A 22,772-nucleotide genomic window follows, 5' to 3' on the forward strand; every position below is an offset into this window, starting at 1 on the left:
CTTTTCCTAGAATTTTTTGATTTTGATCAAGCAAATCGCATACTTCACCGATAAAGGCCTGCGGCGGGCCATTCGCTATGAGCTGCAGCCCAACAAATTGTTCAATTTCACCTAGTCGTTCTATCGCCTGTAATGAGTTAGCCCAGAGAGTCATGCTGCCCCCTTGACCTTATTTCTATCAGATATTCTTTTAGCCGATCAATTCGTGTTTCAATACTGGTATCAAAGATCCCGTGTTCGGTTTTGATAAGACAACCTCCCAGGGCAAGATTATCGTCTGCTTTAATTTTTAAACTATTCAGATGACTGGCATTTAGCTGGATGTTTGCTTTTTGTACTAATTTAATTTCTTCTGGATGCAAGCACAACTCAATGCTTTGTTCGTTATTGATCTGATTCAATATTTGATTGATTTGTGCTTGCAATGCTTCTGGAGTACGTTGTTGTTCAACAAAATATTCCTGACTGATTATTAAGACAATGTCGGCAATTTCCCTGTTTAATTCCATACGACATTGAGCAATTGCTTGAGGTACTGAGAGTAGCAGTTTCTCTAAGTCATGTTTTGATCGTTCGACTTGTTGTTCTATGCGTGTTTGACCTTCCCGAATTCCTGCCTCAAAACCTTGTTGGTATGCTTGTGTCCGCAAGTCTTCCAAAGAAGTTTCATTGCGTTGCGTATTTTTTGTCGTATGCAACTCATTATCAGTTGTATTGCTTACAGGCATGAGAGTGCCTATGGTGATGGTTTCTGAGCTGATCAGTGCTTTCTTTATGATTTTAGCCATGACTTGTCACCAGTTGATCTTCAAAACTTAGTTGGTTCTGCCAGTGCTTGAATACACTTAATTTAGTGCCAGATTTCAGCATGCCGATTTTATCATTCATTAAATATTGAATTTCCTCACCGTGCTCATGAGAGCGCAAAAATTGCTCGCTCCAGTGAAATTGACCTTGCTCTAGAATCAAGGCGATATAAAACGGATCCTCCTGTCGAAGGTCATGACATAGTGTTGGTAAGGAAGGGGATGATGGCGGTGTTATTTCCGGGCATGGCAGTGTTCTAAACCGTCGTGCCTGGCTCAATAGATCATTACCTTGCAATTGGTGAAATTGTGCGTGTTGCTCTGCAGTTAACTGACGTAACATCCATGTTTGATCGTTCAATGGAAGGGCCGCTATTTTTAACAGTAAGTGTTTAAATTCTTTATTCATGATGGGAGAGCCACTCCGTTAACTCCAGCAATAGAACTTGCCGTTTTTTATTCCGAACACTTTTTATAATCAGGGTTGCAGTAGCACTCATTGTGAGACAAAAAATGATGAAATATGCTAATAACCGGGTATCTGATTTTTGAATTGGATTTTCATGAATGATTGTTGGTTCAGAAATCGGCACTGCTGTGGGTTCAATTAACGCTTCAACACTCAGATTATCACCGCGTTGTTCGTTAAATCCAACAGTGCTTTTTACCAGCCGCTGAACCTGATCTATGGTTTGTATTGAAGTATTATTCGGTACGACAACACTAATGGTCAGGCGTTCAATCGTTCCGCTTGCCTTTTTAAACAGCTCCTTTTGACTGCCAAACTGATAGGATTTTTCCATGGTAACATCTTGATTGTTTTTGGTTTTATCTGTGGCACTGGAGGATGAATGTTTTATTTCTTTTTCATGAGTGATTAACCCTTGGGACTGCGGATTGATTAATTCCCTTTGTAACTCATCATAATTGATGGCAACATCTATTTTTACCATTACTTGATTGTGACTAAATACAGTCGCAAGCAGCTGTGTTACTTTATCATTCAGATAGCGCTCTATATTTTTCTTTGCCTTAAAATGATTGGAGTTGTTTTCTTCTTCAAATTGAGACAAAGTATTTCCATTTTGATCCACAACTACTACATTTTTGATGGTTAAATGAGCCACGCTGGCTGTAAGTAATTGTTGGATGCTTAGCACTTGTTTGTAAGTTAATTTGTGTTTTAAGTTTAGGGTTACTGCGGCTTTTGGCTGGTTTTCACCTTTATCAAAAAGATGGTTTTCAGGCAGTACCAAATGAACCCTGGCTTGCCTTACTTCATCAAAACTGGAGATGGTGCGCTCAAGTTCTCCTTGTAATGCTCGTTGATAATTTATTTTTTGGGAAAAATCGGTCATTCCAAAATCACTTTTATCAAAGAGTTCAAAACCAACGCTACCATTCAGTTGAATGCCGCTACTCATAATTTTCAGACGTGTTTTAGCGATTAGATTTTTATCTATTAATATATCGCTACCGCCATGCCGTAGTTGGTAATCAATATGTTCCTGATCCAGTTGACTAATAATTTTATTGGCATCTTGTTCTTCCAGATGTTGGAACAAAACGGCAAAATCAGGGGATAATGCCCACCAGGAAATAAGGGCAGTGGTAATCATCAGTACGATGAGCAGAACTGATAATGTCACTTTTCGTTTTGATGGTAATTCCTGGAACCAATGTTGTGTTTGTTGTAAAAAATTCACTTTAAATTTGCTCTCTTAATAGATCTTGATAGGCGGTCATCAGACGGTTGCGAATTTGCTCCAGATAGTGAAACGATAATTTGGCTTGCTCCAGAGTCAGCATGGTTTGGTGCAAATTTTCTGCATGACCACTGGCCAATTGGCTTAACGCTTCATCGGCAGCATTCAGTTGGTTATTGGTTTCAACAATCTTTTCTCCTACCCAACTGGAGAAGGAGGAGGTAGGTTGTGTCATTCGCTCTACAGACTGTGTTTCCTGGGTCATGAATAAATGGGTAACTGGGCTAATATTCACCGATCATCTCCTATATTCAGAGCCTGTAAATAAAGGCTATGCGCTGTATTAATTATTTTGATGTTGGCTTCATAAGCTCGCGATGCACGTAAAAGAGTGGTCATCTCATCAATGGTGCTTATTCCTGGGTAGGTAACATAACCTTGCTTGTCTGCTGCAGGATGAGCTGGTTCATACACTTTATTCGGAGGAAGTTGCTGTGAGACTATTTCGATAGAATCAATGCCAGCTTCTACTGTTCCTTCCAATAGGGCTGAAAATGGTTTGGCAGTGGTAACTACCTGACTGGCTTGAAATAATGTTCCGTCAGTGCTTTTTAACGAGTGTTGATTTGCAATATTATTAGCCACAACATCAACGCGCAATTTCTCGGCATTCATTCCTTGTGTAGCAATTGCATAAATCTGGGTGTAATTCATTATTGGTTAGTTCCTTGTAATGCCAGTTTCATGATAGCCAGTTTTTGATTCAATCCTTTAATCAAGGCACGATAATGTGTCATGTTTTGGACGTTTAAAGCCATCTGCTCATCTATAGAGGATTGGTGATCACTGGTTTGATAAAAGGGCTTAATTACCGATAACTCTTCAGAATCAGTAATGAGATGAGTTTTATCTAATTGCTGTTCAAAATTGACTTCCATAGTTTGATAGCCAATGCTGTTGATGTTGGCAACATTATTAGCTATTGCAGTTTGACGCATTAAGGAGGCATCAAGAGCCATGCTTACTAATTCTATAGTGGTGTCTTTGTTCATCAATAGCTCCTTATTGAATAACCAGTTCAGCATGCAATGCACCGGCTCGTTGCAAACTTTCCAAAATTGCAATGATGTCGCGGGTGGACGTTTGCACTCGTGTTAATGCGGTGATTAAATCTGCAACGGTTGCTCCTTGATTCAGATTTACAGTATTCGCTCCTGCTTCCTTCACATTAATGTTGGTGGCGGGAGTAACTGTTGTTTTGGCCTGTCTTCCTGTATTCAGTAGTAATGTGGGTTGAGATACATTAAATTCAGTGGCAATAGCAATTTGTAGATTACCGTGTGATATCGTGACGGCATCAATCTTGACATCGGCTCCTGCTACAACAACCCCGGTTCGCTCATTAACTACTACAGTAGGTAAATTATCAGGAGTAATGGCAATGTTTTCGAGCTGGCTGACAAAACGAATAAAGTGTTTTCTTGCAGGTAGAGGGGGGTGAATTTCAATATCCTGCGCTGAGCGAGCCAACGCGGTATTTTTACCAAATTGTTTATTGATGGCTGATTCAATATGATCAGCGGTTGTAAAATCAGGGCGATTTAAAATTAAATGCAGATCTCCTGTTTTATCAATTACTTCGTTATAAAGTGTTTTTTCGACCACGGCACCGCCTGGAATTAATCCGGTAGTTGGATGGTTTTTTTGAATCACATTCCCATACAAGTCATATTTAAATCCTCCTATGGAAATGGGACCTTGAGCCAGAGCATAGATCTGGTTGTCTGCGCCTTTGAGAGGAGTTACTAATAATGTTCCACCCAATAAGCTTTTCGCATCGCCCAAAGAGGCGACGTTGATGTCGATTTTATCCCCTTGATGTGCATAGGAAGGGAGGCTGGCGGTGATAATCACTGTGGCCGTATTTCTGCTGTTGATTTCATTGGGATTAATATTGACCCCGAAACTTCGTAATAAATTTGAAATAGCCTGAGTTGTGTCTTTATTTCGCCGGGAATCTCCTGAACCTGCCAAACCAATAACCAGGCCATAACCGCTGATGGGGTTTTCCTGTAGTCCTGACAGCCTGGCTATGGATTTTAAGCGAACCGCAGCATGTGTTGATCCCTGAACTAATAGTTCTGTAATAAGGAGTAGAATGACTATTAATTTGTTCATTAAACTAATCCTACAAAAGATAAAATCTTGTAAAAATAATTGCGGTTTTGAGAGTCTGAAACCGAACCATTTCCAGAATAGGTAATGTGTGCATTGGAAAGGCGTGTTGAGAGCACCGTGTTTTGAGGGCTGATGTCTTCTGGTCTTACGATGCCACTTAGCAGAATATTTTGTTGTTCTCCATTGATGGTGATCGTTTGCATCCCTTCTACAAGATAAGTGCGATTGGGGTATATTTCTTTAATTTGTACGGTTAATGAGGCTTTGATTTTACCATTGCGCCCTGTCTTAGCTGCAGTTTTCCCTTTGCCTTTTAATCCAAATTCAACCTCATGATTGTTTTTGTTATAGCCTACTTCCAATGCAGTTTTTATTTCTTTACCTGATGATAAATCAGCACTAGTCTGCGCATTGGAGGTTTCCAGCACAATCACAGTGAGAATATCCCCAGGCAAAGAAGCAACTCTGTCTGCAATTAACGGCCTGTATTCTTCTTCATGAAATAAATTAATTGCCCATCCCGTTGGTGAATGTACCCATAATGTAACCAGTAGAATAACTATTTTTTTCATGCTGAAACCTCCGCTTTACCTGGTGCGGTTACTTTTGCAACAAAATATTTATTAGATGCCGGGTTTTTCAGGCGTATTACCTGACCGGTATAACCGTCATGTTGCGCTATAGCGTCGGACAGTATAGATATTCCATGCGTTTTAACCTGTACCTGGATGTTATGACCGCGCAGGATTTGCGGCATATTAACTACATCGCTTTGCATTAAAATATGTCCTTTGTTTATTGATTTTTTAAGCCATCCTGATTGCGGTAATTTGCTTAATGGGTTCTCGTGTAAGCCTGCAATATTGCGTTTTATCAGAATGACATCTGACGGTTTCAATGTACTGCGATTTTTAATGGGGCGTGCTGCAACCAGCACTGATTTATAAGCACGGACGGCAAACCAGACCGGAATAGAACGTTTACCATGCTTCAACCAGACACAAATTTGTTTTGCTGGAGGATGGGAATCAGGCAGTTCTACTTGAAATTCAGACAAAGGATATTCACTATCCTTAATGGTGTTTTTGGCAGTCAGTTTAATTACATCATATTGGCTTTTTAATCGTTGCTCTAAGGCTGTTTGCGCTTTATTAAGTAATTCCTTTCCGGTTGATTGGATCTGTTGTTGAACCCTGGTTGATTTTTTACCTCGCCATTGATAATCGATTGTTCCTGCTTTATGGTTAATCCATTGGATGACTTGTTCTTTGGAAATTAATTCTCCAGTGGTGGGAGAACTGTCCAAGGGGAGTTTCATTAAGCCCTGGTGCTGCTTGCTGATGCTTATTATATCACCTAAATATTTAGGATGAGCGGAAATATGCTCCTGAAAGCGTAGCACAGCTTGTGCATGAGCCTGCAATGCCAAGGGCAGGGAAAGCATGAGATTAATTACGAATTTCATTGGTCATTTTTTCCAGTTCATCAGCAATTTGTACTGCTTTGGCATTTAATTGATAGACACGTTGCGCCATGGTTAATTGCATTAGTGAATTGACCATATCAACATTAGAACCTTCAATTTGGTTTTGCGCCAAGGTTCCTAATCCGCTACTGCCAGGATTATCGGTCAACGGTTCTCCTGACTCATCGGTTGGAATATAAATACCAGCACCTACCGGATTTAATGTTTCCGGATTGATGAATTTAGCCAGTTGGATGGTGCCAATCAGTTGTGGTTCGGGTTCATCGCTCAGAGTTACCTCAACGTCTCCATTGGCTTGAATGGTTAATTTGGTGAAATCATCGGGAACCTGAATATTATCTGCCAACCTTAAACCATCCTGTGTTGAAAGATAGTGATCAGAATCAATGCTGAACGTGGAGTTTCGGGTATAAACAACAGTACCATCGGTATTGATTACTTGATAAAAGCCGACGCCATTAATGGCTACATCATTCCAGTTATTCGTTGATTTTAAAGGCCCGGTGGAAAAATCTTTACCCGATTTGTAAACAGCTGTACCCAGCCCTAACTTTGCACTGGGTTGGTTATTAAATAGAGGATTTTCTCCGTTGATGTTTTGATACAGCACGTCTTCAAAGGTTAATTTACTCGCCTTATAATTTGCAGTATTCAAATTTGCTAAATCATTGGCAATTTTATCAATGTAAAACTCTTCTGCCTTTAATCCGCTGGCGGCAATTGATAGTGCGTCAGACATTCCCTTCTCCTAGCTGAGTGATTGCAGTGGCTAACATAGTGTCTGCAGTGCGCATTACTCGTTGGCTTGCTTCAAAATGACGTGAGGTTTTTACCATATCCATCATTTCATCAATGGACTTCACATTGGATTGCTCTATGAATCCTTGCAGCACGCGTGTGGAACCATTCGCGGGGTTAGGTGATTCTTCTGTTTTATAGAGGCCATTTCCTGAGTATTGGAGCATTTGCGGTTGGTTGAATTGGACGATGTTGAGTTGATCTGCTTTGTGATGATCAATATAAAGGCCACCTTGAGCATCAATGGTAAAGTGAGTGCCATCGACCTTAATAGTCCCCCCAGTTCCAAGAACTGTTTCTCCTGTTGCAGTACACAGCTCGCCTTGATTATTTATTTGAAAATCACCGCGTCGGGTATAATAAATTCCTTGCTCACTTTGTACCTGGAAGTAACCGTTTCCGGTTAAGGCTAAATCAGTAGGTTGATGAGTTTGAGTCAGCGTTCCCTGAGTTCTGATTTGGCTATGCTGCATTTGCTGAATAACTGAATTCAATTGAGGTTGCAGCAATTCATCAAAGCCATTGGACTCTACTATTTGCCTTTTAAAGCCTGGCGTATTCATATTGGCCACATTTTGGCTAATTGACTGCAATTTTAATTGATCAAATTCCATTGCGAGTTGTGTCGCTGTTATTGCATCTAACATCTTACATCCTTATTGTACAACGCCATATGATTCAACCTGAACATTGACCGGTATCTCATTCATAGCCAATACGGTCAGGTGTGGAATCACTCTTTGAGTTAATTGTTTTAAATGCCTTCTTAATAATGAGGAACAGAGAAGAATAGGACGCTTGCGCTCACCAAGCATTTGTTCTACCTGAGTTGCAAGCGAGGTTATGAGGCGCTCGGTTAAACCTGGCTCCAGAATCAGCTGTTCTTTATTTACCATATTTTGATTAAGCTTTTGCTCTAACGATGATTCCAGGGTTAATACATACAGGCTGTTTTGATTGCCAAGCAATTTTTGACAAATAGGCGTAGCTAGGCCTGTTCTTACCAGTTCCGTAAGCTGTGTTGGTTCAGGTATCTTCTTCGCGTGCTCTAATAATAACTCAATGATTTGAGTTAAATAGCGAATCGATACTTTTTCCTTGAGCAGATTTTGTAATATGCGTTGTACATGACCTAAAGGGAGTAAGGAAGGTATTAGCTCTTCACTTAATGCTTTGATTCCTGGTTGGATTAATAATTTCTCTGTTTCTTCTCTTGTGAGTAAATCGGCTATATGGGCTTGAATGGTTTCATTGAGATGAGTGGTTAAAACTATTAACGGTTCACATACGGTAAATCCATCATTGAGCGCTATTTGTTTATTTTCGGGTTCTATCCAGGTTGCCGGAAGTCCATAACTGGGGTCGCGCACTTCAATTCCTTTGGGTAGGCTATTATTTTTACTGCGATTTGAAAAAATGGCGAGTGTTTTATCCATATGTAAGGCATGATGACCTTCACTAGTACCTTGAATACTTACCTGATATAAAGGATATCCTAATTTTTTATCAGTTTTTATTTTAACATCTGGTAATACAAAACCCAGCTCAAAGGCAATTCGTTCTCTAATCAACTGGATGGATTGTACTAATTGCTCTTCATGGTGGATTAATTGAGCATACAGTTCTTTGTTCAGATTAATTTCGATAGGGTGTATACGAATTTTTTCATATAAATTTTCTTCTGCTTCTTCTATTTGTATTTCTTTTTTTCCTTTAAAAGCAAACCAGGTGAGGATAATTAAGGGAATTAAAATCAGGAGTACTGACAGAGTTGGGATGCCTTTTAAGAATAAAAGCCCGGTTAATCCGGCACAGACCATCAGTAAACTTTTGGGATAAGCACTGATCTGTTTTGCCACCTCACTTCCAAGATGGGCATCAGTTGCTGCACGGGTCACGATTATTCCGGTGGCGGTAGAAATGATTAAGGCTGGAATTTGAGTGACCAGACCATCTCCAACAGTGAGGAGAGTGTAGGTCTGAATGGACTCAGAAAAACTTAAACCTTTTTGTATTATTCCTATGGCAAATCCGCCAATGATGTCTACCAGAATGATCAGGATGCCTGCTATCGCATCACCTTTTACAAATTTGCTGGCTCCATCCATCGCGCCATAAAAATTGGCTTCTTTTTCTATTTGTGACCTTCGAATTTTTGCATCGCTTTGTGAGATGCTCCCCATGTTTAAATCCGCATCAATACTCATTTGTTTACCGGGCATACTGTCCAGAGTAAAACGAGCAGCTACTTCAGCAACACGCTGGGCACCATTGGTCACAACGATAAATTGAACAATAATAAGGATTAAAAATACGACCAAGCCCATAACGTAATTACCTTGAATCACGTATTGCCCCATTGCTTGAATTACTTTGCCTGCATCTCCATCAGATAAAATAAGCCGTGTGGCCGAAATATTCAGTGCTAATCGAAACAGGGTTGAGATGAGCAATAACGCCGGGAATGTTGAAAAACTTAATGGTTTATCTGTGTAAAACGTTAAAAGCAAAATAGTTAATGCCCAGCTGAAGTTCACGATAAGAAGCAAGTCTAATAACCCGGCAGGGATGGGAATGAATAAAATAAAAAGAATCCCGGTAGCGAACGCTATCATGATAAGTTCACTGGAGTTATCGAACCATTTCATCAATGCCTTCATCTATTATTCCTTAGCTCATAGACCTCACGGAAAATACCTGCTGCTATTGGATAGAGATCTTTGGATATCCAGTGATTTAACTCTATGGATTGATGCAACATGCGGGCAAATGGTTTGTGTTCCATAATGGGAACACCGTATTTTCTGGCAAGCTTTTTTACTTCATTCACCATTTCCCCCTGAGCTTTACAGACCACTTTAGGGGCGGGCATTATTGTTCTATCGTATTTAAGCGCAATGGCAAGATGGGTCGGATTAGTAATGACTACATCTGCTGATTGAACTGCTGACAATGAATTCGTCTTTTGGCGTAACTGATGTTGCAGCTGTTTTATTTTACTTTTTATTTTTGGATCGCCTTCCTTTTGTTTGTACTCATCTTTTACTTCCTGCTTACTCATGCGGTTGTCTTTGTTGAATTTCCATCGAGTATAGAATTTATCAAGCAACGCGATGAACGAAAGGAGCAGGAGCAGTTGAAAAATCAATTTCAAAAGAAGATTCATCATCAGTTCGGGATCTTGCGTTGGCTGGGTTAACATCAGCCGAATAATACTGGGAAGATGATGATGTAATGCGATACCTAAAAGCAAAAAGGCGAGCAGCAATTTAAATGAGTTTTTAAGGGCTTCAAAACAGGTTTTGAGTGAAAATAAGCGTTTAAATCCCTGGATAAAATTTAAGCGTTTGAAATCTGGAGTCAATGGAGTTGTTGACCAAACCATGCCAGTTTGCGCAATCGTTCCCAGTATTATTGCTAATGCTCCTGCGAGGGCGAATGGTGCCCATAAATTAATGAGCTGCGATAAAATATACTGATAAAGATGGCTTATGGTATCAATATTAAATTGAATTTGAGAGGAACTATGGAGCAGTTGACGAATCAGATGCTGAATTTCTTCAGATTGTTTGGACCATAAAGCATTTATCAAGGAGCAAAGAGCCAATAATGAAATACAGGTTGTTAGCTCAATACTTTTACTTACCTGGCCTTTTTCTTTTGCTTTTTGTAATTTGTACGGAGTTGCTTTTTCAGTTTTCTCACTCATGACATGATTTCCTGCCAGGTTTGAAAACAGTGCTCAAAGACCTGATTTGCTATTGGGTTAAAATAATTAAGCATCAGACCTAACAGAACGAGAGCAAGTAAAACTTTAATCGGAATCATCAGGAAATAAGTACTGATTTGCGGCATATTTCGAGTTAAAACTGCACTGAATAAATCAATAACAAGCAAGGAGGTAATGATGGGGCTGGCAATCATTACGGCCATGGAAAACATAAAACCTAATTGTTTCATCACAGGTACAAATCCGTTAAATAAGCTTAGTGTTCCAGGTGGTATAATCACAAAAGAATAGGAAAGCCCTTTAAATAACCAAATATGTCCATTGAGTCCAAAAAAGAATAATACGGCAAGCATGGATAATAAATGGCTGGTTAATGGAAGTTGGCTGTGTTCACTGGGGTTAAACAGGGTTAATGAATTCATCCCTGTTTCATTTTCAATGATTTGTCCTGCGATTTGGAATACTGAAAAAGCTGCAAACATGCTGGTGGCCAGTATTAAGCCATTGGCAAATTCTGCAATGCCTCCAAGCAGGATGCGTGGATTCTCCATTTCTGTAACCTGATCCGTATTCAAGCTCATCAGAACACTGAATATAAAAATGAAAATCAACCGTGAATGAACGGGTATCTGTCGAATAGCCTGGATGGGGGTGAATAATAAAATGGTTCCCATACGAATAGTAATGAAGAGTAACGTAGTAATCCATGATGTAGAAACGATCATGGGTTCACCGTTCCTGGTATGTTGAGGAATATACTTTGGGCAAATTCGGTAAGTGTATGAAGCATCCATTCGCCACACAGCATAAGCATTAGCACTACAGTCAATATTTTGGGTACAAAACTTAATGTGCTGTCTTGTATTTGGGTGACCACCTGAAGGATTGATATAACCAGGCCACTGATAAGTGCTGCAATAATTATCGGAGAGGCAATGAGTAATGCATGCCAAAGTAGTTGTTTGCTTAAATAAATAGCCAGGTCGTTAGACATAGTCCTTTTTCCATAATTGCTAACTTGCAGTCATCCAATTTGAAGTATTAAATCAATAATTCAAATTTACTTTTTCCATGGTGCCGTTTTAGATACGCCAGCGATTAAATCAAAATTAAAAATGATAAACAACCCCACACGCTAAAAAAAAGATAATGTCCGTTTTTCGTTCATTCAAGTTGGATATTAATTTTAAAATTTGACAGAAAAATAACGTATATAAAATATAAATCGATTAGCACTGCTCGTTATTCATCTTGCAAGAGCATTTTTTTTATGTTTAATTGATTGATTTTGCAAGAGAAAAGGATTTTAAATTGGATAAGCACGCACCAGCTGGTTTAATCAGGGCTCTTGGTTTAGGTGCTTTAATTATTTATGGTATTGGCGACATACTTGGGGCAGGAATTTATGCCATTATTGGCAAAATTGCTGGACATGCTGGTCCCTTAACCTGGCTTTCATTTGCTGTTGCGATGGGGATAGTGTTTCTTACTGCATTTACTTACAGTGAGCTGGCCAGCCGATTTCCTCGTAGTGGGGGAGTGTCTGTTTACGTATTGGAGGCTTTTGATTGTCAGTGGTTATCTCTATTGGCGGGTTTACTGCTCCTTGGTGCTACCATTCTTTCCATGTCCACTTTATCCCATGCTTTTGTGGGGTATCTGAGGGCATTGGGTTTTAATCTCCCTAACTGGCTTGGTGTTTCCGGTTTTTTAATTCTGTTACTGTTAATCAATATGCGCGGCATTAAGCAATCATCTTTTGCCAACATAGTAAGCACTATGGTTGAGGTAAGCGGTTTGCTCATCGTGTTGGGGTGTGGTTTTTGGTATTTATCTTCGGAGCATATTGAAGCTCTTGTCACGCCTGCTGATCAAATGCCAGGAATGAACGATGTGTTTCAGGGAGCCGCGTTGGCTTTTTTTGCCTTTACAGGATTTGAAGATCTGGCCAATATTGCTGAGGAAGTAAAAAAACCAAAAGTAAATATTCCTCGTGCTATTCTCTCTTCGCTTGGTACCGCAGGACTTTTATATCTGGGAGTGAGCTGGATGGCAACGGCGATTATTCCTGGTAGTGAACTCAGCCAATCAAATGCTCCATTGTTGGATGTAGTGAGCAAGGCTTATCCTGCGTTACCGCAATTTATCTTTATCATTATTGCTCTGTTTGCGATTTTTAATACGACCTTGTTAAATTACATTACGGCTTCTCGTTTGCTGTATGGGATGTCTACAAGCCATCTGTTGCCTGGTTTTATATATAAGGTCCACCCGAAATTTCATACTCCTTATATTGCCATATTACTAATATTTCCATTAATACTAGGATTAGGATTAGCCGGCAGCATGAAAAATCTGGCAAGTTCTACGAGTGCCTTGGTTCTGGTGGTCTTTTCTTTAAGTTGCGTGTCATTGGTGGTTATGAAGTTGAGGCGGAGCAATAAAGGAATGGGGAAAGATGTGTTTTGTATCCCATTATTTATTCCTTGTTTGGCCGTGGTTTTAAACGTCATGGCCATCGCATTTTTACCACTTAAGGATGTTATCCCTGCAGTTGTTTTTATTGCTCTTGGAGGCCTCATTACTTGGTTTATCATGAGGAGCTTTAGAGCAAAGCATTAAAGCTACATTGGAGACGCCTCCCCACCTTTTCGGGGGCGGCAAACGTGCCTCTCAAAATCAAATGGGGAATGATACTAATAATTAATGGGTTCATCAGGAAACATATACATCCCAAGATAGGTTTTTGTGTTAAACCATTGCTTAAGATATTCATTGCCTATCTCTTGAGGTGCATCCTCGTTATTTCTAAAATAGAAATAAAACAGAGTATTGACGATTTTGTCTTTTAATTCTGTTAGATAGTTTTTGGAATCATTAATAGCCTGATAGAACTCTACAGTATTCTGAGCTGCTGATTTTTCAATTTGATTGGTAATTACGGCAACTCCTGAGGATAATATAAATTCCATTTGGAGAAACTCTTTGTCGTTCAGATTCATTTTTTTTGAGTGAATGCCATTAGCAATATAATCGATAAGTTCATTTGTAGGGGTAGCGAAAGTTACTGCCAAATCCAGAGTACTACTGACCGGTTTTGCAATTGCTTTACACAATATTGGGTAATAAGTCACTTTGATCAACCGATCTAACAGCTCCCGGTTTTTATGTATAAATCCCCATTGTTCCAACGGAATAGGCCATGCTGCCAACATAAAATCAATTAATAACGCGCTGTTATTACTAATAAACTGATCCAGATCATCGAAGTTGGTAATTAGCGGAATACAAATAGGTACGGTGTGGCTTGTCAGGCATTCTTCATCTAAAAACGGGTTTAATTCATCATTGGTTATTGCGAGCAAGTCTTCTGATAATTCTCTTAGTCTCGGGAACAGTTCTACTGTTGGGGTTAACGTCATTATCGCACATTCATTCGTGATTTTTTTATTTTCATTATGAATATTGGGATTGATTTGATTAATCATTGAATACCCCCCTAAATGTCACTTAATTCATTCATGTCGTTTCATCGCTGTTTGGATTGCAAGAGGTATGTTGGCTACTTTTGCTTTAAGATCAAAACCGAATGCTAACATTGAGTGCATCAGAGCTCCTTCTCGTTCGCCCGTTTCATGGAATTTTGATGAAATCAGCCTTTGATTTGAGGCCTGTTGTTGGTAATCACTTATTTTCTTATGAAGAGGATCGTCTTTAGACATCTGTCGCGAGTAATGTAAATCTCTTTTGATTGCTTTGTATGCATCCTTGGTTAATGGAACTTTCATTACTTCCAAAACCATATTGACCGGAGGAACGGTCATTTTATCTAATTGAGTCACATCACTACATTTATCATGTAATTTCTGTCGGTGTGGACAGCTAAACTCACTAATGTTTGAAGGGATAAGATTATGTTTTACTATGCTCAACGGTAGTGTAACGAGAAGCGCCGGATTTTCAAGCTCCAATTGTGATGCAAGGGTTTCTTTTACAGTAGATGCAGTGGCAAGCGCAATAAACGCACTAACAGCTCTTTGGGGTATCATTGTCTGTCGTTATCTTGATCGAAGTTACTAAATATATAGCATATGAGTTTTTGTTTATCCATTTGTTTGGGAGATTGTATTGCGAGACATAATGTGTAAAGGATAAAAATTACTCGAAGATTATGAATTTATTTCTAATTAAAATTTATAACTCATTAATTATAAACACAATGTTTTAATTATTATAAATTTAGACATTCATCTTGAATTATATAAGATTACTATGTACTGTAAGAGAACAACGCATTTTGCTGATTAAGGCTAAGTATTAATGTTCCTGCTTTCGCAGACATCAATTTTTCTCTTGATCTTTGAGTGTTCTGATGGAAACAGAGCTCTTGAACTGTGTTGTGACATTGTGAGACATAATGGCTATTCAAGGAGAGAACCATGGCAAGACGTATTTCAAATGGTGCGAAACATATAGCAAAACATACTCCCAATCATTCTTTGAAAAAAAAGGCATTCTTATCTAAAACACCTCCTAACCAACTTTCTGATTCTAAAAAAATAACTCCCCCTCTTACCCCTCCCGACAAAATGCCTTCAGCAAGCTATTTTGAAGTCTTAAAACAAGAGGAGTCGCAGCAGTTTCCCAATAGAAAGCGAAAACGTTACACCTATAGTGACAATTACAGTGCAGCCCTTGGGCTTTCATGTTCTCAAGTTGAACTACAAAAAAATCAGAACAATCACGGTGCACTTCTTGATATGGCAAAAAGCAATATTATTGAACATGCAAATCGCCGAGTCGATTTGTTTTTTTATACGTTGATTGCTTATTATAAAACGTCGATTTATCCGACTACCGGCCATACCGATTTACAGCATGGAAGAGGGTGTACTGTTGGCGACAATCTTAATTTAACCCAGGCATGTCATAGCAGTTTTACTCCATCGTTAGTTGACTCTACCATTTTGGGGAATGATGGGCGTGAAGTAAAACATAAAAGCTTATTGTCTGGTACTCATCTGATGGATAATCTCAATGCAACAGTGGAACTGCCGTCTTTTGTCAACCAGTTGGATGACGTACTTGAAAGCGCCTGCCGGGAAAAATGCATTGGTTTACTGAGAGAAGTATCACAGGGAACGATAAATCCGGTCGAAGGATTAAGTAAATTCCTTAATATGATGAAAGGAGTTTTGGAAGACCTTAAATTACAGGCTTCACGAAGAGGCAACTCTTCTTTAAATCGCCACTCTCAGTTTGGCGGGAAACCAATTAATCCCAAACTGATTGACCTTGTATATGCAGGTACACTTAACACCACTTTTTCAAGTATTCATAATGCTGTTTCAGATGAGTATGTTCAAATGTTACTGATGTTAACTCCGGCTGAAAAAAAATTATGCGTTCAAAATAAAGAGCCTGTTTATTTAAACAAAATAATGAAACTGCAAACTGAAACTCTGGCGAGCCGAAGTGGTCTTAACCATCCTGTTGTATAACTGGGGGGGCAATAAATATTGCCGTAATACGGTTTCCTGTATTACGACAATATAACGCTGTCTCTAGGTTGTCGGTTCCTTCATCACCAAAAAGAGCGTCCTGTAGCTACTGATGTTGGATCATTAGGTGAATATTTTTCATCTATTTCCAATTCAGTAACTAGTCGCTGTGCTCTAATCTGGGCAGGCGTATTGCCTCCTGATGGCCTAAAAAAGAAGCGTGGATCAGTACTATGCAAGGAGCCATATCTTGTTACCTCAGAATTTTTTGACGAATAAGAAGTTATATCATCACCAAAGCCAGCTAGATCAGCCAAGCTGGAATCAGTCAGAGAGGCAAACTCTTCTAAGGTAGTGGTTGCATCAGAGACTGGTTCCCCTGTATTTCTATTGTAGATTACCCCTTCAAGCTGGAGTAATTGATGTTGATAATAATAAATGAAAGGAGATTTTAGTATATGGACCAAAGCAACAAGGGTAAAACCATTATTGTCGCTGTTGCAGCCATCGTAAATCTTAAAAATTGCAACCCTAATCCCAGGTATTTTGATATGTCTTCCAGAATGCTTGTGTTATGCCTTAGCCCTACGTATTTGAACGGATTATCAACGCTTGGTGTACAGGGCATTCCATAATTAAGTAATGTATTAGATAATTGAGGGATGAAGGTGATATCAACTAATCCGTATTTCAGCTGATTAGGATCGACTTCATTCCCATTCCATTTTTTCAAGAGCGCGTAATCACCATGCATTATTGAAAAAGTATCGCCTAACCCTTCCCAAAAATTATTTTTTAATACTTTGTTTAATTTTATCCATGGGTACCAGCTATTGGTTTTTAGCGTATTATTTTTGAACTTCCCGTCATATTTTAATCTATCTGATGCATGGAAGTACAATACGTGACTTTCTTTTATAGCCAAAGAAGTTATTTTTTCATTATCTTTTAATCTATCTGATATATGCATATAAACATCAGGATCAATTGCTATAGCAGTCAGAACAAATTCTTCGTTGTCTTTTAGTTCCGGGGCAGCAAAATACATGGTGCACCAACTTATCTTTATCGCTTCGAGCATGAATTCCTTATTTGCTTTTAGATGTTCGGGAACCTGTTCCATATACCGTACTTCTTGTTGGACTTTTTCTAATTCATTTTTTTCAAATTCATTAAGCATAATCAAAAAAAACCATAATGTTCAAAAAAATAATCACATGATGTCGTGGGATTAATTTTTTGTCAAATAATATAGAAACATGTAAGTTTCTTCTACCAACTGAGGTGATATTTGGTCAATTACAATCAACTAGTTAATATTTATAAAATAATTATTACTTTTCCATGATTGAGAGAAAGAGTTCTGACTTTAAAAAATTGTTTAACCAGACCTGCAGGTGTTTGTATTGACTGTGTTCAAACCACTCTTTATCAACCATGCAAAATTGTCTTATGAATGGGAAAATAGCTACATCAGCATAAGAAATATGAGATGCCAGTAGATAATTATTTATTTTTAATAGGGAATCTAATTGTTCAAGATAGGTCTCTGCCTGTTCTCTGTAATAGTAGGGATCTTTTTTTTCTGATTTCTGCGGGTATTTATAATTATCAAGGATTGGTTTGAAGTGAGTGTCATTAATATAAATTAACTCATCACCAGCGTTCTGCAGCTCCTTGCTGAACCAATGTTCTGGATCGGAGTTATTTAAAGACCAGCGGATAATCTCCATGCTCTCATCCAGTACTTGTCCATTGCCCATAATTAAGACGGGAACCGTGCCTTTTGCTGAGGCATCAAGTAATTCTTGTGGTTTGTTTTTCAGGTCAACCTCTCGTTGTTCTACTTTGATTTTCGAGTAAGCTAATATCATTCTGGCGCGGATAGCATAGGGGCATCGTCTAAAAGTATAAAGTATTGGATAGCTCAAGGAGGTTTCATCCTTACATGGATTATGGCCGAAACTGCATGAAGTTGAGTCGCTTGTATATTGGTTAGAATAAACAAATGGCCTGTAAATGACAATCATCAATAAATTATAAATTTTTATTAGCAATCATCAATTGAGTATAGGTACTTGGCTTTCTTGATAAGTAAGCGAAGACATATATGCTCAAGCTGAACAAGAACAAATACAGCATATCCCAATATAAGGGAATAAAATGAGAGCCACCATAATTACCATAATAAGAAAAGAAACCAAGCCCCAAAAGATATACCAACAACCAGATAGCATGGTTCACATCGAGAGTAGTCTTCGTTTTTTTTATTACACGGACGTAGAATAAGTATAAGATAAGGCTGATTGTGGTTAGCCCCAATAATTTACTAACGCTGCTCAAATCCGACCAATACACTCCTACAGTGCATACATAGAATCCTATCAACCCGATTACATTGCCAAAACGCAGGCGAAAAGGTCTGTTATATGTGGGGAGTTGCTGACGCAGACAGATCAGACTGATAGGCCCTAATGCATAACTAATCATTAATACTGCAACCAGAAATGCTGAAATTTCCTGCCATCCATGCAGTAAAAAAGACATGATGACCGCCAATAAGAAATTGATAATCAGGCTTACCCAAGGGACTTGATATTTATTGGTTGATGCTGTTTGCGCAGGGGCATCTCCTGTAGCACCCATGCTGGCGAGCATGTGTGCCGCAGTAGTGCTGTAGACTAAACCGGTGGAGTAGGGTGATAGGAAGGCATCAAAGTATAATAAATAGCTCAGCCATACTATCCCAGCTAATGCTGCCAGAGCAGCAAAGGGACCTGCATCACCGATAAATGACAAATTCGCCCAACCATCTGCCAGAGACTGTGCACTTAGGCTGCCAATAAATGCCCATTGTAATCCGGTATACAGCAGGCTGGTCAGCAATATTGAGCTTATAAGCACTATTGGGACATATTTACCGGGGTTTTCAATTTCGTTCATCATGATGATTACTTGTCTGAATCCCAAAAGGGAGAACAGTACTCCACCACTGGACATAGCAGACATTACTCCTTTCCATCCGTAGGGAATGAACCCGCCATATTGAGTGAAATTTTCACTGTGATAATTCATACTAAGTAACGCAATAACCGTGAGTGTAGGAATGAGTAGTTTCCAGAAGGTAAAGCCTGCATTGATTCGTGCGAAGATGCGCAGCCCAAAATAATTGATTAAAACAAAGCTCATTAATAAGATGATGATGATTAAAGAGCCTATAGGGGTATTGTGATAGTGCAATTCAGTACGAACTACCAGGCCGGGTATGTAATTACTGGCGTATTGCACTAGTCCCTGGGCTTCAATGACAGGGATAATTGCCAGGGAAATCCAGCCTAAACCACTCATCATAACGCTGGTTAATCGACCATGAGTATATAAAGGAAGGCTTGCTAACGTATCTGAGCGTGGAAACATAGTTCCTATTTCAGCATAGGATAAGGAAAGTATAAGTAATAAAAAACCGGCAATCGGCCAAGCTAAAATGGCTGCTGGTCCTGCAAAATGTGCTGAATACAATGAACCGAATAACCATCCCGAACCGATGATGCTGGTGAGAGATATCCATAATAAACCGAATGAACTAAGCTTCTTATTCATGTTTCTTCTTATAATTTTTATGTGGAATAAACAATTAAATAACTCTTTGACTTAAGTGTAGCATCTATAAAATAACGTGGTGTTTTGAGGATATTTTGAATATTTACTGATGAATAGAGCACAGAAAATATTTTAGTTTATAATTTAAGGACGCATTCTTCTGTCACCCGAGAAAAAATGAATCATAAGCAATTAGCCTTGTTAGGTTTTATTGGAGTATTTTTTTGTTCCACTATTAGTCTGGCAGGTTCTATTCCTCAGACAGAATCTGATGCCGCGCGAATTTCAATGTTGGAACAGGCTTTGGCGCCTGATTCGCCCGATGCTCTGGCTACACTATTTGCTACCGCAAACAAAAACCGAAATGCTGCAGTTCAATTCATGCTGTTTTCAGATCAGCTGAAGAATAAATATAAAGATAATTGGCCTTACTGGGTTTCAGGAACTTCTAGCCCATGGATTACTTCATTTACAATTAAAAAAAATGTAAACCGTGAAAATGCAATTCAATTTCAAATTACTTACCAATGGGCAACAGCAGATGGTCCATTTTCTCCTCCATTGGTTCAGACAATAATAGTGGAGCCAGTTCCAAAAGGTACAAGCTCCTCGCAAAAATATTGGATAACTCGATTTTCTGAATAATGTAATAAAAGGCCAGTCTTCATCTTACTGATCTTTGACGCATGATGTTCTCATCGGAGGTATGTATTTCTTGTGGCTCTGGATGATGCGATGGAGTGCGGGCATTAATCCCGAATTTTCTTATTTTATGGGCATTTTTTCCAATAATAACTTCAGAATCGTCAGTTTCTGAAGGACGTGCGGGCATATCCAATTTATTCAATTGTTCTGTTTGTCTCTTCAGAAGAGACTCATAACGCAGATTTGTGCGGTTTAGCTCGTCTCGCGTCAGACTCAGCTGTTGGTTTGCTTTGTAAATGCGGGCAGCAATTTCATTAAACGTTTTTTCTTTATTCGTGAGAAAATCATCTAATTTCAATTGAAATTCATTTCGGGTCTGATCATCAAGGATAAAAAGTTTTGCCAATTTTTCTACGGTTTCCTTCATTATTTGTGTGACATTTTGGTTGTCTTCAATCACTTTGCCCAAGTTTTTTCGTACAGCATCTAGTTCCTGGGTGGTTTTAGCAAGCTCATCCTGATTCGCTTTAAATGCTTGTGAGGTTGAATCTATTTCTTGTTGGTTTTTGGTAAGCCGCTCAGTTTGTTCTTCTACCGATATGCGGAGTGTTTTGTCTAAATTTTCAAGGTCAACCTGTATTGCTCTTAGTTCCTGCTCTGTCTTCGCTAGTTCTTTAGATTTGGTGGTTAGTTTATCTATCTGGCTGCTCAAACTTATAATTCCATTAATCAGTCGTTCATTTTCCTGATGAAAATTGTCTATCTGATGTGCCAGTTTCGAACGAAGATGTTCCATCGTATCTAAAACGGATTCCAGTGATGTAGCCATAATGGTCATGCTGTCTTTCAATTGATCTGTGACTTGTTCATCATGTTCATAATGATTATCAAGAGCAAGGCTTGTTGGCACAAAAGTGATTAAAGTTAAAGCGCTTATTATTATAAGAAGCGATATGTGTAATACGATACCAAGTATTAATGTTGGGGCAATCAAGAGTAGACCAACACCTATCTTTTGCCAAAGGGGTAGTTTTCCCCAGAAAAGAGCAGCGCGTGTCAACATACTTTGATTCTGAGCAATGCTATCTATTATCGAATCAATCAATGCCTTAATTGTAGCAACTGATTGCTCATTTTCTTCAATTTCTGCAAGGGATTTCTTAGCTTTATCTGTATTTAATAACGACGATGGGGTGTCAATGGAGGAGGTCAATTCCATTTCATTTATTTCTAAGCTATTTACAGGAGTGTCCGTCATTTTCGATATCCTTATTTAAAAGTGACTCCATTTAACCGATTCAGTAACAGTAAAGGCTAAGTCATATTTATTCTATCGAATACTTTTAAGTCAGTCATTGTTTTTTTAAGTCTGATAAAAATACTCATATTTCATTAGGTTCCGTGAACCATTATCTATCGCATAAAAGCAAGGCGTTGTGTGTTGCGAAGCAATTGCTTTACTTGGTTCGCAAACATCTTTACCACTAGTCAAAATTGGTTCACCGAACCAGGGGGAGATTTATCTTCATTTGAGAGTAAATCTTTGTTAAATACACGAATCTTAAGCCGTCGGTGGCTCAGGGGCTTTTTTATGGTCTAACAATCGATTAGTAAATGCAATTGCTAATGCCGAGATAATTAAGGTCAGATGAATAATTACCTGCCACATTACAGAATAATTACTGAGTTTGGTCGGTTCTATAAACGTTCTTAGCAAATGTATGGACGATATACCGATAAGGGAGAGAGCCAGTTTTATTTTCATAGCCCCAGCATCAAGATGATCCAGCCATTCGGGCTGATCCGGGTGTGTATCCAGTTGTAAATGCGATACGAAGGTTTCATATCCACCCATGACTACCATAATAAGTAGATTGGCTATCATGACCACATCAATCAAATCTAATACACCTAACATAATATGAGTGTCGTCAAAACCATTCAAATGAGTGATTAACTCGTATAATTCTCCTATAAAACGATATACATAGGCTGCTAGTATTAGAATGAGTCCTAAATAAAGTGGGAGCTGTAACCATCTGCCCATGAAAATTATAGTGCTTATACCGCGTTTGAAGCTGTTCATTTTTCTCCTGATAAAGCAAAGTATTTAAATAGTCAACCTTAGCTATTTCCTAGCATACAAATAGGAGGATTCGTAAAAAGCTAAAGTTAAATCAATATAATGTAATGAATAGTAATCGTTCTTTTAACGTTTGTTAATGTTTTTGTTGCCCATAGTGCTTGTTTTTAACTAAAGAGGGTGAATAAGGAAGCAGATATGGTGATTCAAATACCTCGCCTTATTTCACTGTGTTGCAT

Annotated in this window: 26 protein-coding genes; 3 read left to right on the top strand and 23 right to left on the bottom strand. The window is 38.8% G+C overall.

Annotated elements, in window-relative coordinates; genetic code table 11:
* Window positions 1-137: 137 nt before the first annotated feature.
* The 15 genes from Q0495_RS15405 to fliQ are packed head-to-tail and all read right to left on the bottom strand — an operon-like array spanning window position 138 to window position 11,698.
* The gene (locus Q0495_RS15405) at window positions 138-788 is read right to left on the bottom strand and encodes a FliH/SctL family protein (RefSeq protein WP_298627861.1); all 651 of its coding nucleotides are present in this window, start codon (window positions 786-788) and stop codon (window positions 138-140) included.
* Window positions 781-1,215, bottom strand: coding sequence for a hypothetical protein (locus tag Q0495_RS15410; protein WP_298627863.1), 435 nt, complete (start codon window positions 1,213-1,215; stop codon window positions 781-783). The genes Q0495_RS15405 and Q0495_RS15410 overlap by 8 nt, the downstream gene beginning before the upstream one ends.
* Window positions 1,208-2,512: a flagellar basal-body MS-ring/collar protein FliF gene (gene fliF / locus Q0495_RS15415; RefSeq protein WP_298627865.1), complete on the bottom strand. Its 1,305-nt coding sequence runs from the start codon at window positions 2,510-2,512 to the stop codon at window positions 1,208-1,210. Before fliF ends, Q0495_RS15410 begins: the two co-directional genes overlap by 8 nt.
* 1 nt (window position 2,513) lies before the next feature.
* Window positions 2,514-2,807, bottom strand: a complete 294-nt coding sequence (gene fliE / locus Q0495_RS15420) for a flagellar hook-basal body complex protein FliE (RefSeq protein ID WP_298627867.1) — start codon at window positions 2,805-2,807, stop codon at window positions 2,514-2,516.
* Entirely contained in the window at window positions 2,804-3,226 is a 423-nt protein-coding gene (gene flgC, locus Q0495_RS15425) for a flagellar basal body rod protein FlgC (protein ID WP_298627868.1), read from the bottom strand. Before flgC ends, fliE begins: the two co-directional genes overlap by 4 nt.
* The gene (locus tag Q0495_RS15430; protein ID WP_298627870.1) at window positions 3,226-3,564 is read right to left on the bottom strand and encodes a hypothetical protein; all 339 of its coding nucleotides are present in this window, start codon (window positions 3,562-3,564) and stop codon (window positions 3,226-3,228) included. Before Q0495_RS15430 ends, flgC begins: the two co-directional genes overlap by 1 nt.
* 10 nt (window positions 3,565-3,574) lie before the next feature.
* Window positions 3,575-4,690: a flagellar basal body P-ring protein FlgI gene (locus tag Q0495_RS15435; protein WP_298627872.1), complete on the bottom strand. Its 1,116-nt coding sequence runs from the start codon at window positions 4,688-4,690 to the stop codon at window positions 3,575-3,577.
* A complete protein-coding gene (locus tag Q0495_RS15440; RefSeq protein WP_298627874.1) occupies window positions 4,690-5,262 on the bottom strand; it encodes a flagellar basal body L-ring protein FlgH in 573 nt (190 codons plus the stop codon). Before Q0495_RS15440 ends, Q0495_RS15435 begins: the two co-directional genes overlap by 1 nt.
* Entirely contained in the window at window positions 5,259-6,155 is an 897-nt protein-coding gene (flgA, locus tag Q0495_RS15445) for a flagellar basal body P-ring formation chaperone FlgA (protein WP_298627876.1), read from the bottom strand. The genes Q0495_RS15440 and flgA overlap by 4 nt, the downstream gene beginning before the upstream one ends.
* Window positions 6,139-6,915 carry a flagellar hook-basal body protein gene (locus Q0495_RS15450; RefSeq protein WP_298627878.1) on the bottom strand — a complete coding sequence of 259 codons (777 nt, stop codon included), beginning with the start codon at window positions 6,913-6,915 and terminating at the stop codon, window positions 6,139-6,141. The genes flgA and Q0495_RS15450 overlap by 17 nt, the downstream gene beginning before the upstream one ends.
* Window positions 6,908-7,621, bottom strand: coding sequence for a flagellar hook-basal body protein (locus Q0495_RS15455; RefSeq protein WP_298627879.1), 714 nt, complete (start codon window positions 7,619-7,621; stop codon window positions 6,908-6,910). Before Q0495_RS15455 ends, Q0495_RS15450 begins: the two co-directional genes overlap by 8 nt.
* Window positions 7,622-7,630: 9 nt before the next feature.
* On the bottom strand, window positions 7,631-9,634 hold the full coding sequence (locus Q0495_RS15460; protein ID WP_298627881.1) for a flagellar biosynthesis protein FlhA: 2,004 nt from the start codon (window positions 9,632-9,634) through the stop codon (window positions 7,631-7,633).
* Window positions 9,631-10,683, bottom strand: coding sequence for an EscU/YscU/HrcU family type III secretion system export apparatus switch protein (locus Q0495_RS15465; RefSeq protein WP_298627882.1), 1,053 nt, complete (start codon window positions 10,681-10,683; stop codon window positions 9,631-9,633). Before Q0495_RS15465 ends, Q0495_RS15460 begins: the two co-directional genes overlap by 4 nt.
* A complete protein-coding gene (locus tag Q0495_RS15470; RefSeq protein ID WP_298627884.1) occupies window positions 10,680-11,429 on the bottom strand; it encodes a flagellar biosynthetic protein FliR in 750 nt (249 codons plus the stop codon). Before Q0495_RS15470 ends, Q0495_RS15465 begins: the two co-directional genes overlap by 4 nt.
* On the bottom strand, window positions 11,426-11,698 hold the full coding sequence (gene fliQ / locus Q0495_RS15475; RefSeq protein WP_298627886.1) for a flagellar biosynthesis protein FliQ: 273 nt from the start codon (window positions 11,696-11,698) through the stop codon (window positions 11,426-11,428). Before fliQ ends, Q0495_RS15470 begins: the two co-directional genes overlap by 4 nt.
* 317 nt (window positions 11,699-12,015) lie before the next feature.
* On the opposite strand from fliQ, the gene Q0495_RS15480 reads away from it, so the two are divergent.
* Window positions 12,016-13,326, top strand: a complete 1,311-nt coding sequence (locus Q0495_RS15480; protein WP_298627888.1) for an APC family permease — start codon at window positions 12,016-12,018, stop codon at window positions 13,324-13,326.
* A 74-nt stretch (window positions 13,327-13,400) separates the two neighbouring features.
* Here Q0495_RS15480 and Q0495_RS15485 read toward each other — a convergent pair whose 3' ends face one another.
* On the bottom strand, window positions 13,401-14,192 hold the full coding sequence (locus Q0495_RS15485) for a hypothetical protein (RefSeq protein WP_298627890.1): 792 nt from the start codon (window positions 14,190-14,192) through the stop codon (window positions 13,401-13,403).
* A gap of 27 nt (window positions 14,193-14,219) precedes the next feature.
* On the bottom strand, window positions 14,220-14,753 hold the full coding sequence (locus Q0495_RS15490) for a hypothetical protein (RefSeq protein ID WP_298627892.1): 534 nt from the start codon (window positions 14,751-14,753) through the stop codon (window positions 14,220-14,222).
* Between the two features lie 390 nt (window positions 14,754-15,143).
* Between Q0495_RS15490 and Q0495_RS15495 the strand changes: the two genes are divergently transcribed.
* The gene (locus Q0495_RS15495; RefSeq protein ID WP_298627894.1) at window positions 15,144-16,205 is read left to right on the top strand and encodes a hypothetical protein; all 1,062 of its coding nucleotides are present in this window, start codon (window positions 15,144-15,146) and stop codon (window positions 16,203-16,205) included.
* Window positions 16,206-16,288: 83 nt separating this feature from the next.
* On the opposite strand, the gene Q0495_RS15500 is transcribed toward Q0495_RS15495, so the two are convergent.
* The 4 genes from Q0495_RS15500 to Q0495_RS15515 all read right to left on the bottom strand — a co-directional run bounded on the left by Q0495_RS15500 (window position 16,289) and on the right by Q0495_RS15515 (window position 19,805).
* Entirely contained in the window at window positions 16,289-16,672 is a 384-nt protein-coding gene (locus Q0495_RS15500) for a hypothetical protein (protein WP_298627896.1), read from the bottom strand.
* Window positions 16,657-17,385, bottom strand: a complete 729-nt coding sequence (locus Q0495_RS15505; RefSeq protein WP_298627898.1) for a DUF4116 domain-containing protein — start codon at window positions 17,383-17,385, stop codon at window positions 16,657-16,659. Before Q0495_RS15505 ends, Q0495_RS15500 begins: the two co-directional genes overlap by 16 nt.
* A gap of 154 nt (window positions 17,386-17,539) precedes the next feature.
* Entirely contained in the window at window positions 17,540-18,136 is a 597-nt protein-coding gene (locus Q0495_RS15510; RefSeq protein WP_298627899.1) for a glutathione S-transferase, read from the bottom strand.
* A 106-nt stretch (window positions 18,137-18,242) separates the two neighbouring features.
* Window positions 18,243-19,805: an APC family permease gene (locus Q0495_RS15515; RefSeq protein ID WP_298627901.1), complete on the bottom strand. Its 1,563-nt coding sequence runs from the start codon at window positions 19,803-19,805 to the stop codon at window positions 18,243-18,245.
* 177 nt (window positions 19,806-19,982) lie between these two features.
* Between Q0495_RS15515 and Q0495_RS15520 the strand changes: the two genes are divergently transcribed.
* Window positions 19,983-20,450: a hypothetical protein gene (locus Q0495_RS15520; protein WP_298627902.1), complete on the top strand. Its 468-nt coding sequence runs from the start codon at window positions 19,983-19,985 to the stop codon at window positions 20,448-20,450.
* Window positions 20,451-20,469: 19 nt separating this feature from the next.
* Here the strand turns inward: Q0495_RS15520 and Q0495_RS15525 are convergent, their stop codons facing one another.
* Both Q0495_RS15525 and Q0495_RS15530 read right to left on the bottom strand, forming a co-directional pair.
* On the bottom strand, window positions 20,470-21,708 hold the full coding sequence (locus Q0495_RS15525; protein WP_298627904.1) for a LegC2/C7 family Dot/Icm T4SS effector: 1,239 nt from the start codon (window positions 21,706-21,708) through the stop codon (window positions 20,470-20,472).
* A gap of 303 nt (window positions 21,709-22,011) precedes the next feature.
* On the bottom strand, window positions 22,012-22,536 hold the full coding sequence (locus Q0495_RS15530; RefSeq protein WP_298627906.1) for a TIGR00645 family protein: 525 nt from the start codon (window positions 22,534-22,536) through the stop codon (window positions 22,012-22,014).
* Window positions 22,537-22,772: the final 236 nt, after the last annotated feature.

Origin of the sequence: uncultured Legionella sp. (assembly GCF_937871865.1) — a bacterium.
Classification (GTDB): domain Bacteria; phylum Pseudomonadota; class Gammaproteobacteria; order Legionellales; family Legionellaceae; genus Legionella.